The organism is Phaeobacter sp. HF9A (assembly GCF_011806385.1).
In the GTDB taxonomy this organism is placed as follows: Bacteria; Pseudomonadota; Alphaproteobacteria; order Rhodobacterales; family Rhodobacteraceae; genus Epibacterium.
The window spans coordinates 1-13,163 of the sequence record NZ_JAATOX010000039.1 but is presented as its reverse complement, the minus strand read 5'-3'; the positions used below and the strand labels follow the sequence as shown (position 1 = coordinate 13,163).

The 13,163-nt window shown below is 63.6% G+C and carries 11 protein-coding genes; all 11 read right to left on the bottom strand.

The window, feature by feature from the left end; all coding sequences use genetic code 11:
• Window positions 1-183: 183 nt before the first annotated feature.
• On the bottom strand, window positions 184-1,317 hold the full coding sequence (locus tag HCZ87_RS09210; protein WP_167643461.1) for an AraC family transcriptional regulator: 1,134 nt from the start codon (window positions 1,315-1,317) through the stop codon (window positions 184-186).
• A gap of 181 nt (window positions 1,318-1,498) precedes the next feature.
• Window positions 1,499-2,185: a 4'-phosphopantetheinyl transferase superfamily protein gene (locus HCZ87_RS09205; RefSeq protein ID WP_167643460.1), complete on the bottom strand. Its 687-nt coding sequence runs from the start codon at window positions 2,183-2,185 to the stop codon at window positions 1,499-1,501.
• 7 nt (window positions 2,186-2,192) lie between these two features.
• Window positions 2,193-3,356 carry an acyl-CoA dehydrogenase family protein gene (locus HCZ87_RS09200; protein ID WP_167643459.1) on the bottom strand — a complete coding sequence of 388 codons (1,164 nt, stop codon included), beginning with the start codon at window positions 3,354-3,356 and terminating at the stop codon, window positions 2,193-2,195.
• An 11-nt stretch (window positions 3,357-3,367) separates the two neighbouring features.
• On the bottom strand, window positions 3,368-4,372 hold the full coding sequence (locus HCZ87_RS09195) for an LLM class flavin-dependent oxidoreductase (protein WP_167643458.1): 1,005 nt from the start codon (window positions 4,370-4,372) through the stop codon (window positions 3,368-3,370).
• A gap of 87 nt (window positions 4,373-4,459) precedes the next feature.
• Window positions 4,460-5,653 carry an ABC transporter permease gene (locus tag HCZ87_RS09190; RefSeq protein ID WP_167643457.1) on the bottom strand — a complete coding sequence of 398 codons (1,194 nt, stop codon included), beginning with the start codon at window positions 5,651-5,653 and terminating at the stop codon, window positions 4,460-4,462.
• Between the two features lie 4 nt (window positions 5,654-5,657).
• Window positions 5,658-6,818, bottom strand: coding sequence for an FtsX-like permease family protein (locus HCZ87_RS09185; protein ID WP_167643456.1), 1,161 nt, complete (start codon window positions 6,816-6,818; stop codon window positions 5,658-5,660).
• Window positions 6,809-7,516 (bottom strand): ABC transporter ATP-binding protein, encoded by a 708-nt coding sequence (locus tag HCZ87_RS09180; RefSeq protein ID WP_167643455.1) that lies wholly within the window; start codon window positions 7,514-7,516, stop codon window positions 6,809-6,811. Before HCZ87_RS09180 ends, HCZ87_RS09185 begins: the two co-directional genes overlap by 10 nt.
• 4 nt (window positions 7,517-7,520) lie before the next feature.
• A complete protein-coding gene (locus HCZ87_RS09175; RefSeq protein ID WP_167643454.1) occupies window positions 7,521-8,723 on the bottom strand; it encodes an efflux RND transporter periplasmic adaptor subunit in 1,203 nt (400 codons plus the stop codon).
• Window positions 8,724-8,901: 178 nt separating this feature from the next.
• Window positions 8,902-10,434, bottom strand: a complete 1,533-nt coding sequence (locus HCZ87_RS09170) for an AMP-binding protein (protein WP_167643453.1) — start codon at window positions 10,432-10,434, stop codon at window positions 8,902-8,904.
• A gap of 46 nt (window positions 10,435-10,480) precedes the next feature.
• On the bottom strand, window positions 10,481-11,824 hold the full coding sequence (locus tag HCZ87_RS09165) for a cytochrome P450 (protein WP_167643452.1): 1,344 nt from the start codon (window positions 11,822-11,824) through the stop codon (window positions 10,481-10,483).
• 38 nt (window positions 11,825-11,862) lie between these two features.
• On the bottom strand, window positions 11,863-13,163 hold a 1,301-nt coding region (locus HCZ87_RS09160; protein ID WP_167643451.1), incomplete at its 5' end, for an AMP-binding protein.

Genomic DNA, 13,163 nt, shown 5'->3' with positions numbered 1-13,163 from the left:
TGCAGAGCCGTCCGTCAATGCCAACGCAAGACGCCGGTCACATATGACTTCCATCGTGATAAGCGGCGCAACTCAATCGACACCATGCTCGGAGTAAGCCGCAAGCTCTCCATAAGGCATGTTATGTTAATTATTAGATATTCCGCCAGAGGGGCTTCTGCCCCCGACGATGACCTGTTGGCATCAGGCGACCTTTCCCTTCGTCGATGGGTAATCGGATTTTTCGCCCTCGGCCTCGGTGTCGCTCTCATGCTGCCGGGCCTTCTCCCGCCAGGCGCTTGGGCTCAGACCGGTTACGCGCTGGAATTCGCGGTTGAAATTTGACTTGGTGGTAAAGCCGACTTCGAACACGATCCCCGTGATGGGAATATCAGTTTCCTCCAGCATCCGGCAGGCATCCCGAATGCGAAAGGTATTCACATACTGCGGCACATTCATCGCGCAAAGCGAATTGACGGCGCTTGAAACCTGTCTTGCCGGCGCGCGGATCCGGCTGGCGATCTGGCTCAGTGATAGGTTTTCGCTGCGATAAAGGTGGTTCTGATCCATTTCGGCATTCAGCCGCTCCAGGATCTGCTGGGCGTCGGGTTCCGCCGGATCATGCGCGGCGGGCGCTGCGGCTTGCGGGGTGCGACGCGGGTCATAGGGCGGCGCGGGAATGCTGGGCTTACCGGTCTGCGCCGCCGGGCGCGAGCGGGTACGAAAAAACACTACCATCAGAATGAACAGCAGCGTCAGATTGGAATAGGCCACCAGCGCCGAAGAGATCTGGCTGTTGTTGAGCTTCACGTCCACGGCCACGGAGGCATCCACCGCCGCCGAAATCAGCAGCAGCCCGCCAGTGATCACATAGGCGCGCTGCATCGACACCACCGCATAAAGCGGCCGTTTGGACAGCCATTGAATATCACCGCGCAGCCCGGTCCACAGAAGATGACCGCCAAAACCAGTGTAGAGCAGAATACCGAGACTATCGACGATCGGGGTGAAGCCGACCAGAAAAGCGGCATTCAAAAGCGCGATCGCCGCGCCGATCCCAAATCCCACCTTCAGCCGCAGATGCCGCGCCTGCTGGCCGCTCAGCTCGTATAGGGTCAGCCAGGTCAGCGCCGGCAGGGCCAGCGCAAAGGAGGCGACAATCGCGGCGGGGATAATATCGAACCCCCAGTGCAGCCCCATAAGCACCGCGTGAATGGCATATGCCGCTGTCGTCAACAGCACCAGTCGCGGCAAACCGTGTTCCACGTAATGGGTAAGATGCAGCAGCACAACGACCAGAAAGAAGGCGGTCAGGAATGGCAACGGGAAAAGAATCATGGCATCCCTCTCGCTTCAAAGAGGTCCAGGAGGAAAACAACCGCGACACCACGCGTGCAATTCGCGAAGGGACCAGCTGTGCAAGGCGTCGCTTGCTGTTCTGTCCAAGACTTTATTTTAAACACACACTTATACCAGAATACTGGGTTTCTGATTGTTTACCTCTCTCATTACTATCGTTTCACGTGTATTTATTCAATAGCGCGGTCGCATCCATTTTCCGCAGCGTCATGGACAATCCGCCGCCGGCGGCCAGGCTGCCGCAATAGCTGGTGCCAAGGCTAAATCCGGCGAGGGCATAGGGCTGGGCGGCGCCACGCAACAGGCGCGGTTGCCGCCAGTCGATGGCAAAACTGCTGAGCGAACGCGCCAGCCCCTCGCCGGTCGCTTTGATAAAGGCTTCCTTCAGTGTCCACAGCCGCAAGAACGCGCTGGCAAATTCGCCCTCGGCGAGCGTCAGGAGCAGGCGCTTTTCTTCCGGCGCAAACAGGCGTTCCACCACCCTGCGGGCGCTGGGGCGTGGCCGGACCTGTTCGATATCGACGCCAACCGGGGCCTCTGCGCAGACCGCCAGCGCGACATAGCCGCCAGAGTGGCTTAGGTTGAACGAGAGGGCGCGCGCATCACAAAGCTCCGGGCGGCCGTTCCAGCCGGTTTTCAACCTCACCGCCGCCGGGGAGCACTTGAGATGCTGTGCAAGCACATGACGTTTCAGCAGATGTGCCGAGACATAGGCGGCGCGCTCCTCGGTGCCGAGGATCTGCCCCAGACGCTGCTGTTCCGCCTGCGACAACAGCGCCTGCGCCTCGCGGGGCAAGGGGCGCACCCGGGCGCACCAAAGGTCCACCGGGATGGCCGCGCCGCTCATTCCCGCCTCACAGGCCGCTTGCAAGGCTGCGCCCGATGACATCGCGCATGACCTCATTGGTGCCGCCCCAGATCGACTGCAAGGCGCTGTCCAACAGGTCCTGCGTCGCGCGCGCGCCGCTGGCCTCGCTCACGCCCGCTGCACCGCGCAGCTGTACCCCGGCGAGCGCCACATTGCGCAACAACTCGGCACAGCGCAGCTTGGCGATACAAGCCGTGCGCGGATCCGCCTTGCCCGCCGTCGCAGCCCGGATCGCCTGATCCACAAAGGCGCGATTGACGGCGCAGCTGCTGTATAGCTCCGCCAGATTGAACCGGGTGTTCTGAAAATCGAGCACGGTCTGTGCGCCGACGCGCCGTGTTTCGCAGGCTTCGATCAGCTCTGTCAGCATTTGCTCTGCCATCGCCTGGGCGTAGATCGCCAGCACCAGCCGCTCGATGCCGAGAAAGCTCATCAGATAGAAGAACCCCCGCCCCTCGCGACCGAGGATATTGTCCTGCGGCACCAGGCAATTCTCCAGCTCGATTTCAGCGGTATCCAGCGCCGGCATGGCGCTCTTGGCGATGGGTTTGCGGCTCAGGCCGGGGCGGTCCGCCTCCACCATCACCAGCGTGAGCTCCGGCGAGTCGCCGGGCTGTGACGCCGCTGTCGCGCTGCGCGCCGCAACAATCACCAGATCCGCCGAACGCCCGTTGCTGATATGGGTCTTGGTGCCGTTCAGCACCAACCGGTTGGAATGGCGCCGCCAATTGGTTGCGATGGCGTCAATCGCGCTGCCGCCGCCGGGTTCGGTCATCGCGATCGCCCCAAGGGTTTCACCGCTGACAAAACCGGGCAGCCAGCGCGCTTTTTGTTCGGGGCTGGCAAGCTTCATAAGATAGGGCGCAACGATATCGCCCTGCAAACAGGCCAGAAAGCCGCTGATGCGACGGCGGGCCAGCTCCTCGATCAGCACCACCGACTCCAGAAAACTGCCGCCCTGTCCACCATAGTCCGGCGACACCGTCCGGCACAGCAGCCCCGCCGACCCGGCCTTTTGCCAGATCTTGCGCGGAGTCTGGCCTGCCGCAGCCCAGGCATCGTGATGCGGCACCACCTCTTGATCGAGGAAATCAACCACCTCGGCGCGAAAATGCTCTTCCGTGGTGGTAAACAGGTCTCGCTTGAACATGGACGCCCCCATCATGCTGTCGCGACCACGCGCTGGTCCAAACGCGCCGCCGTCAACGCATGGTGCAGGTCCGCCTCGCTGGAGGGCACATCAAGGATCAGATGGGTAAATCCCAGTGCCCGGTAGCGATGTAGATAGGACGCCACCTCGGCGTGACTGCCGACCAGATAGGGGCAGAAGGTGCGATAATTCATCACCGGATAAAGCCAATAGGCCCCGTCGCGCGCCTCGTGCAGATCCTCCGCCATTTTGGAGATGTCGCGGTGCCAGATCGAATCCGAGGTCGCCCGCGCCATTTTGTGCGACAGCTGACCACGCCGGTCAGAGGGGAATCGCGTGCGGGCGTCGTCCCAGGCTTCCGCCGCGCTGTCGCGGGCGATGATCCCCACCCGCAGCCCGATTTGCCCGGTGCCCGGCAAAGGCGCCATCTCCTCCATTTCAGCGGGCGGTTTGGTGTAGCTGAAGCGCACCGCACCAAGGCTGGCGCAGGCGGTGATACAGGCATCCGAGGCACCGGAGAGATAGATATCCGGCATCAGCTCCGGTGGCAGCGCCGGCGCAAGGCCGAGATTGCGAACGCTGTAGTATTCCCCCTCAAAGGTCACGCTTTCGCCGCGCAGCAGGGCCTGAAGGATAACGGTATATTCCACCAGGCGATCATAGCGCGGGTCATGTTCAGTGTGATCGCCAAGCGCCTCCAGATCGCGGCGAAATCCGCCCGCCACCATATTGAGCGCAATCTTGCGGCCATAAAGAAAAGCCAGCGACGAGATTTTACAGGCCGCGGCATAGGGCGACATATAGACCGGCTGCACCGCCACCAGCGGAACGAAATCCCGGGTCTGCTCCAACACCGCCTGGGCCACCGTCCAGGGGTCGATCAGGCTGTTGTCGGTATAGATCAGCATGCCGGACACCCCCGCGGCCTCGTTCTTGCGGGCAAGGTCGATAACCGTCTTGAGGTACTCAGGGCCGGAGAAAATCGCGGAAGGCGGGGCGGTGGTCAAAAGTTGCATCAAGAAGGCTCCTCGCAGGGCATGGAATAGACAGGGGATCAAATCGGAGGACCGGCCCGCCCAGTGGGGCGGCGGGCCGGAGCGTGGTCAGGTGCTGCGACCGGTCATGGCGCTGCGCAGCGGCACCCGGGTCGCGCGAAAGGCGGGCAACCCTCCGCCGATGAGCCCGACGCAGAGCGCCAACAGCGCGGCATTGACGATAATCGGCACCGACAGCGCCAATTCAAAGCTGAGCTGGGTGCTGGCGCCGCTGCGGGTCGAGGCGCTCCAGCCGTCGAGCCCAAGCCAGGCGATCAACACGCCGATCGCGCAGCCCATGACCGTCAGCGCAAGCGCTTCGATCAGGGTGCTGACGAAGGCCGCACTCCGGCTGAAGCCGATGGAGCGCTGGGTTGCGATCTCCACCAGCCGGTCAGAGACCGAACTATACATGGTGGTCATCGCCCCAACTGCGGCCCCGATCGCCATCACCACCGCCAAGGGCCAGCCGATAAAGAGGATAATCCGGCTGAGATCCTGCGATTGCGCGCTGTAATAGTCCTTTTCCGTTGCCGCCTTGAGCCCCATGTCGAGCCCCTCCACATAGGTTTGGAAGGCCGCGAAATCCGCCGGGTTGCCCAGCCGCACACGCAGGCTCTGCACCTGGCCCTGGCGGTTGAACAGCGCGCGGACCTGCCCAATATCCGCCAGCATTTCGGAGTCAAAGACGCTGCCACCGGCGGTGAAATGGCCAACCACGGTCCATTTTGACTGACCAAAGGTGATGCTGTCGCCGATCTGCATCGACTGATACCGCGCGGCCAGGCGGGCACCGACGATGATCTCGCCCGTGCCGGGGGTGAACATCCGCCCCTCGGAGATGGCAAGCGCGGGGCGCAGTTCCAGTGCCTCGGCCCCTACGCCACGCAGTGACAGCGGGGCGGCCTGTCCATCGGACTGACGCCGCGCATCCACCGGCACCAGAAGCTCGGGCGAGACCATCGGGCGCCCCTTGGCATCGCGTGCGATGCCCGGGGCCTCTTGCAGCAGATGCAGCTGCTCTGTCGTCAGCCGACTGGTGGTTTCGCTAAAGGAGCCCTGGCTGGTGACCAGCACCACATCCGCCGCCCCGGTGGCCGCAAGCGTTTTGCGGAACCCGTTGGCCATGGACAAGAAGCCCAGCAGTACCACCACCACCAGCGTCACCGAGAGCACCATGGAGAGCGAAATCAGCTTGCGCCGATGGAGCGAGCGCAGATTTGTCATCGACAAGGCCGAACACTGTTTGAAAAAACCGGGCATGGGATCACCTATGTCTAAGGGCGGCTACGATCGGCAGACGCAGCGCGTTGAGAGCGGGAAGAAAGCCGGTCAGCAGGGCAAACCCCAGAGCAAGAAGACCGGCCAGCGAGATACTTTTTGTGGTGAGATAGAGTTCCGGCACCACGCTGCGCAGCGCCTGCCCCAACAGCGGGATCACCGCCGAGGTCAGCAACAGCCCCAGCGCCAGCCCCACCGCAAAGAGAACGATGGTTTCCGCCAGCACGATCCGCATGATGCGAGCCCCCGAAAAGCCAAGCACCTTCAGCACGCCAATTTCCTGCATGCGCTCGCGGACGGCAAAGATCATCGTATTGCCGACGATCAGCAGGATGGTGACAAAGGCGACCGAGACGATCATCCGCACAATCAGCGAAACATTGGCAAATTGCTCAAGAAAGGCCGAGAGGAAGGCCGTTTCGTTCTGGGTCTTGGTCTGGGCGGCGGAATTGGCAAAGGCGGTGTCGATCGTCTCGGCCAGCACCGCCGGATCGGCCCCAGGAACCGGCTTGATGCCGAACATATTCACCCGGTTGCGCCCACGCTGTAGCGCAGTGTTGAAGTAATCCGAGCGCACGATCAAAAAATTGGTATCCACCGTCGGCTCGCGCCCGTCAAAGATACCGGCGATGGTAAAGCTCCAGTTCCGCCCGTCGGAATTTGCATGCACAAAACTGGTGAGCGTGACCCGGTCGCCGACCTGCCAGCCCTGTTGCTCGGCCAGGGTGCGCCCGACCAGGGTTCCGGTCCGATCCGCGGCCAGCGCCGCCAGCAGCGCCGGATCGAGCTTGTAGGTATCGCCATAGACCGCGGCATAACTGTCCGGGTCGACCGCATTGGCACCGATGATCTGGCGTTCATTGCCGATAAGATGCGCCCGCAGCCGGGTGATATGTGTGACCGCCGCCACCTCTGGCAATTGGGCGATCTGATCCAGCGCGCTGATCGGCAGCGTTTCATTGCCGCCGATTTTTGACACCACCACCAGCCGTTCGGCCTTGGCCTCGCTCCCTTCGAACCCGGCCTGAAAACTCGACAGCACCCCGTACACAAAGAAGGCGATGCCGATCGACAGCACCAGCAGCAGGCTGCGCGCGCGTTTGCGCGTCAGGTTCTGCCGCACCAGCATGATTGAACTTACCTGCATACCATCAACTCCTCTTCGCGCTGGATGAATTTGCCCTTGTCGAGATGCAGCGTGCGCTTGGCCACCCGGCAGGAACTGTCGTCATGGGTCACCATCACAATGGTCTTGCCGAGCTTGCGATTGAGCAGCTGCAACAGGTCCAGGATCTCGTCGGCGGAGGTGCGATCCAGATCGCCGGTGGGCTCGTCACAGAGCAGGATCTTGGGATCCGCCGCCACGGCCCGGGCGATCCCCACCCGTTGCTGTTGCCCGCCCGAGAGTTCAGAGGGCAGATGGCCGGCCCGTTCAGAAAGGCCAACGATATCGAGGATGGTGCGCACGCGTTCTTGCCGCGCCCGCGCCGACAGCGGCGTCAGGAGCAGCGGCAGTTCGACATTTTCCGCCGCGCTCAGCATCGGCATCAGGTTGTAGAACTGGAAAACAAAGCCGATATGCGCCGCCCGCCATTGGGTCAACGCCGCATCCGACATGCCGGTCAGCACGGTATGGCCCACCGCCACCTGCCCCTCGTCCACGGTGTCGATACCGCCGATGAGGTTCAGAATGGTGGATTTCCCAGAGCCGGACGGGCCCATGATCGCCAGAAAGTCGCCTTCCGGTATGGTCATGGTCAGATCCTGAAAGATGGGGATCCGGGATTTGCCGAGCGGATAGCTCTTGGTGACATGGGTCAGGGTAATATCTGTGTCATTGGGCATGGGGTCATTCACTTCTGTAAGGTTGGGGGGATGTGCCCTCTATCTCGGACGGCAAGATCGAGGACACGGAATAGGGGGCGGAAAATCGCACCTTGGCCGCCATTTCGGGCAACACCCCGTCGAGATCGGCATCGGTGAGCTTCAGGCGCACGGTGATGGTGCCCTTCTCGCGCGCGGCCCGCGGGTTGATCGCGGTGACCTCGGCGGTGAGGGGACGATCCGGCCAGGCGTCCAGCTGTACCTCGGCGGGCTGACCGGGGGTGATCGCGGAAATATTGCGCTCGGCAACATCGACATCGACAAATAGCGTTCTGATATCCACCAAGGTCAGCAACCCTTCGGGTTCGGCGCTGCCCTGCTCGGCGGATCCGACCAAGAGGCCCGGCACCGCGTGGCGTTCCACCACCACCGCATCAAAGGGGGCGCGGATGACCAGCCGTTCCAGATTGGCGCGCGCCTGGCTGGCGGTGACCTGCGCCACCCTCAGCTGCTGCGTGCGCACCACCACCGTCTGTTGAAGCACCGCCGCATCGAGGCGGGCATCGGCCAGCTCCGCCTGCCCCAGCACACCTTTTTCGACCAGTTTTTGCATCCGCGAGATGGGGCCCTCGGCCGCGGCCAGCTCCGCCCGCGACAGCGCCACCTGGCTGCGCGCCAGCGCCACATCGGCCTCGGCGGTGGCCAGCGCGCGCTCTGCGTCGCCAGTGTCGAGCCAGGCCAGTTCCTGGTTCTTTTGCACCGGCTGCCCGATCTGCACATCGACGCGGGTAATTTCGCCGCCGATCGGTGATTGCAGCACCACCCATCGCGGCGCCACCACATAGCCAGACCCGACAACGCTTTGGCCCCGTGGCGCGGGGACCGCGACGCTGGCCTGCGGCGCCGCGCTTCCGGTGGAGGAGCGATTGGCAACGGCTGTTGTCGTTGGCGCGGCGGGCGTCGGCGGGTTGGCGGGCTGCACGGCGGCAAGGCTGCGCGCGTCTTGCCCGGACATCGGGGCAAGTTCCGCCCAGAGCGTCTGCACCTGCTGGCGCAGGCCTGGCACCCCGGCAACGGCGCCAAGCCCGGCAATGAGCGCCAGCGCCAGCGTTGTGCTCAACAAGCGACCGCGGCCGCCGCGGTGCTGTGCTCTGGCGCCCGGCGCCGGGGCGGTGCGGTCGATCTTGAGGGACCGCAGCCGTGTTTCGAGATCCTGATCGTCGGTCATGTCGGTTCCCTTTCTGTTGCGTGGTGGGTGACTTCGGGTCCAGCATGGGCCGGGGCGTTGATGCGGCGCGACCCAATACGCGTTTCAGAACGTCCTATTGTGATTTTCCGTGGAATATTGGACAGGTGCAGGATCTTGGACGCGGCGAAAACGCGATCCTGCACCTGTCTTGCGCCTCTCAGACCGTTTCGGCGACCGGCGCCAGATGCGTCTTTAGCAAGGCCTTGCTGTCGAGCTTGCCATTCACCGTCACCGGCAGGCTGGCCACGACTCGGATATCACGCGGCACCATCGTGGCCGGAAGCGCCGCCAGCAGGACCTCCGCCACCGCCTGCGTGGTCAGGGTCGCGCCTGTCTCTGGCTGTACCAAAAGCAGGATATCGACCACGCGGTTGTCTTCCTTGATCGGGATACAGGCCGCCTTTTGCACCCCTTTGGTGCGATAGGCCGCGCGCTCGATTTCATCGAGCTCGATTCGGTTGCCGTTCCATTTCACCTGCCGGTCGATCCGTCCCAACAGGGTCAGACTGCCATCGGCATCGCGTTTGCCAAAATCGCCGGTGCGATAGATGGCAACCCCATCGAGGGTGGCAAAGGCGCGGTTGGCGGGGTGATCCGCCGGCAGATACCCACGCACCACCTGGGGTCCGCTCAGGACCACTTCGCCCACCTCGCCCGGGGCAACATCGCGGTCCTCCTCATCCAGGATACGCATCGCAAAGGCCCCAAGCGCAGGCCCCAGCGGCAGCAGCCCCGACCCGGCAAGATCCGCCGCAGTCAAACTGTGCACATGGCTGAGACATGTGGTTTCGGTCGGCCCATAGGCATGTCGGATCTCCGCCTGTGGGAAACGGGCGGCCAGGGTCTGCAACAACTCACGCGGGACGATCTCTCCGCCGACAAAGAAACAGCGCATGGCGGGCAGCGTGTCGCCGTTGAACTTTGGATCCATCGCCATGATCTGCAACAGCGAAGGGGTGGAGAACCACGACCGCGCCTGCACCAGATCCGACTTTGTCAGCGCCTTGATGTTGTTCCGGGGGATCACGTTGTCGCCATGGTCCAGAAGGATCACCGGTCGCCCCAGCGCCAACACCGGCCACAGATCCAGCATGCCCATATCAAAGGCGAGGCTGGCATGGTTCACATGCGCGCTCTGCGCCGGGGCGAGATCCTGCCCCGGCAGATCCGCAAGCATCTGGCGATACCAGGCATCAAAGGCGGCAAAATTGCCCCGTCCGCAAGGCACGCCCTTGGGGGTGCCGGTGCTGCCGGAGGTAAACACCACATAGAGCAGATCGCTGTCCGGCACCGCCGCCGGGCGCAGGTCAAAAGGCCGGTCCGCGATCTGCGACAGCGCCAGGCTGCGGGCGCCGGGAATGGCGGTGCCGCTCCCGGCGGTAAGCACCAGATCCGCCTTGGAAAGCCGCAGGATATCCGCCGCTCGCCCCGGCGGGTTGGAGCGGTCGATAAAGGCAAAGGCCCGCCCCAGGAACATGCAGGCCAGCATCGCCGCCACCGCGTCCGCCTCCTTGTGGCCCGCGATCAGGACCAGGCCGCGCCCCGCTGTCTCTGCCAGCGCATCATAGATCCCCTGCACGCGCCGCCCGAGGGCGCCAAAGGAATAGATCCGCCCTCCGGTTTGCAATGCCGCCGCCTCCGGGGTGCGGCGGATCTGACTGGAAATTGCATCTAGCATATCCTGTGCCATGAAGTTTTTCCTTTATCTATCAAATATGTAACAAGAGGGATGAGAGCTATTTCGACGCCAGCGGCGCACGAGGGACAAAGCAGGCAGGCACCGGTCCGCGCGGCGAGATCGTATTGCGCAGGAAGGGGCGCAGGCTGCCCTTGGCGCAGCTGTCGTGCAGGCGCAGTTCGCGCGCCGCGCAGACGGTACGGACCGCGGGCAACAGGGCCTCCATCATGGCCTTGCTGCGCTTGAGTGTCGCAGCACCCACCCCAAACGGAATGAACCGGGTCTTGTCCTCCAGCGGCGCCATGAAACGGGTGGGATCAAAGCGTTTCGGCTCTGCCCAGTAGCGGGGATCGCGATGCAGCAGCCAAGGCGCAAACAGGATCACCTGACCTTTGGGCACCTGATAGCCGTCAATCTCCAGATCCTGATTGGCGAACCGATGGATCACGGCCTGTTCAGGATAGAGCCGCTGTGTCTCCATCACGAAGGCGCGGCACAATGGGGTCTCGTCGAAATCGGCGGTCTGCGGGTCACGCCCGACCATCTCGCGCGCCATTTCGGTGGCCAGATCGGGGTGCTGCGCCAGCGAAACCAAGGCCCACAAGAGCCCCGCGCCCTCGGCGATCACCTTGTCGAGCAACAGCATGGAGACCGCAGGGCGCATCCAGTCGATCAGCTCGGCGCGGTTCTGGGCGGTGGGCAGGCTGCGGGCCAGCTCTGCCACCACGCTGCGATCGTCCGGCTGCATCTGGTCCAGCGCGCGCGAAAGCATCCCGTCCAAGGCGGCGCGCGCGGCGCGAAATTCGGGATGCGCTTCCGGCTGGATTGCCTCGCGCCCGTTGGCCCGGCTCACCACATAATAAAAGCGCTCCACCAGATTGATGGTCTCGACCATCTCGTCATCACTGGCCACCGGCCCAAAGATCGCGGGCAGGACCGACACAACCGACCAACGGGCACAAAGCAGGCGCAGATCGCTGCCCTCAACCGCATCGGTCATTGCCGCGCAAAGGTTCTGGTTCGCTGTGCGGGCCGCCTCCTGCGAGAGGTCCGGCCAGGCGCGGTTGATCCGGCTCAGCGCCTGGCGGGTGGCATCCCAAACGGCGGCATTTTCGGGCCGCTCCAACGCGTCGCCATTCAACACACGGGTGATATCGGATTGCGATTCAATGCCTTCGGTCGGCGTTTCCAGAGCAAAATGCCCCTGGTTGTTCTTCCATTGACGGATGTGGCGCAGATCGGCCAGCAGCAATGCGTCATAGCCATGGGTGGTGCGGATCGAGACCAGATCCCCGACGCGACGGCGCGCGTCCTCGACGACCTTGAGAATGCCCATATCGTCATAAATCGAGCTGGCGGCATCAAAGACGGGCGGTTGAAGTTCAGTAACAATATCGCGCATGGCGGGCTCCTGTCGGAAACAAAAAGGGAAAAAACGGGTCAGGCCGGCTGGGCCACGCGGGGCGGGACATGAACAAATCGGCAGCGCGCCGCCGCGGCAGCCCCGGCCAGCCGGCTGCGATCAAGTTTGCAATTTGCATTGAGACCGGCATCGAACCCCGCGTACCAAAAACGCGGCACCAGATAGGACGGCAATTCCACCGCCAGATCGCGGGCAAGCGCTTCCAGCTCCGCCTCGCTCTCGGCCCCGATGACATAGGCATTGAGCGCCCGCGGCTCGCCGCGCAGCACATAGGGCTCGACGATGACATCTTCGATTCCGGGCTGGCGGCGGATGTGAGCCTCGATCTCGTTGAGATCAATGCGCATGCCCTGAACCTTGACCTCCCGATCCATCCGGCCATGGAAATACCACAGGCCCTGCGCATCCACCTGGCCAAGATCGCCACTCAGATAGTGCTCCGGGCGCGGGAAGGCCTTGGCCTGTTTTTCCGGCAGGCCGATATAGCCCGGCCCCACGCTGCGGCCGCTGATCTCGATCTCGCCGCGCGCGCCGCCGCGACTGGACAGCGCGGCAAGCTGAACGCCCGGGCGCGCGTAGCCGATGGGCAGCGCCTCGGGGGAGGCCAGATGAGCTGCGGTGATCTCGACCGAGGTCACCGCAACGGTACATTCCGTCGGCCCGTAGGTATTGATCACCCGCGCGCCCGGAAAGCGCGCGAACAGCTCCGCCACAAGCGGTTTGGGCAGGGCCTCGCCACAGAAGACAAAGCAGGCCATGTCAGGCAACGCGGCGCCGGTAAAGCGGCGGTTCTTCAGCATCATCCGCATGATCGAGGGGGTAGACACCCAGGTGCCGACCCGATCCGCGCCAAGGCGCCGGATATAGCCTGTGGAATCGGCAAAATCCGCATGATCCAGCGCCGTGATCGGGATCAGCCGCGCCCAGGCGCTCCAGATTTCGAACAGCGACACGTCAAAACAATGGCGGATGGTGCCGGTCACGGCCGGCCCGACATCGGGCAGCAGCTCCGGCAACCAATCCACGAAATGCAGCAGATTGGCATAGGTCACCTGGATGCCCTTGGGCTGGCCGAGGGTGCCGGAAGAGAACATGACATAGGCCACGTCCTGCGGCGCACGCGGGGCCGCGCAGACCTCACCCTCGGGGCGCGCGTCTACATCCACGCTTAGCAGCGGCAGATCGAGCGCGGCCAGATCGGCACGTGTCGCGGCGTCCAGCGTTTCCGCATCGGCCGCGATCAGCACCGCTTCGGCCCCGCAGGCCTGCGCCACCTGAAGCAGGCGCGCGCGTGGTGTCTCTGGCTCTACCGGCACCA

Coding starts and splice junctions, on each gene's coding strand:
- HCZ87_RS09210 (WP_167643461.1), bottom strand. CDS start 1,317: ATGATTCTTTTCCCGTTGCCATTCCTGACCGCCTTCTTTCTGGTCGTT.
- HCZ87_RS09180 (WP_167643455.1), bottom strand. CDS start 7,516: ATGCCCAATGACACAGATATTACCCTGACCCATGTCACCAAGAGCTAT.
- HCZ87_RS09190 (WP_167643457.1), bottom strand. CDS start 5,653: ATGCCCGGTTTTTTCAAACAGTGTTCGGCCTTGTCGATGACAAATCTG.
- HCZ87_RS09175 (WP_167643454.1), bottom strand. CDS start 8,723: ATGACCGACGATCAGGATCTCGAAACACGGCTGCGGTCCCTCAAGATC.
- HCZ87_RS09165 (WP_167643452.1), bottom strand. CDS start 11,824: ATGCGCGATATTGTTACTGAACTTCAACCGCCCGTCTTTGATGCCGCC.
- HCZ87_RS09185 (WP_167643456.1), bottom strand. CDS start 6,818: ATGCAGGTAAGTTCAATCATGCTGGTGCGGCAGAACCTGACGCGCAAA.
- HCZ87_RS09170 (WP_167643453.1), bottom strand. CDS start 10,434: ATGGCACAGGATATGCTAGATGCAATTTCCAGTCAGATCCGCCGCACC.
- HCZ87_RS09205 (WP_167643460.1), bottom strand. CDS start 2,185: ATGAGCGGCGCGGCCATCCCGGTGGACCTTTGGTGCGCCCGGGTGCGC.
- HCZ87_RS09200 (WP_167643459.1), bottom strand. CDS start 3,356: ATGTTCAAGCGAGACCTGTTTACCACCACGGAAGAGCATTTTCGCGCC.
- HCZ87_RS09195 (WP_167643458.1), bottom strand. CDS start 4,372: ATGCAACTTTTGACCACCGCCCCGCCTTCCGCGATTTTCTCCGGCCCT.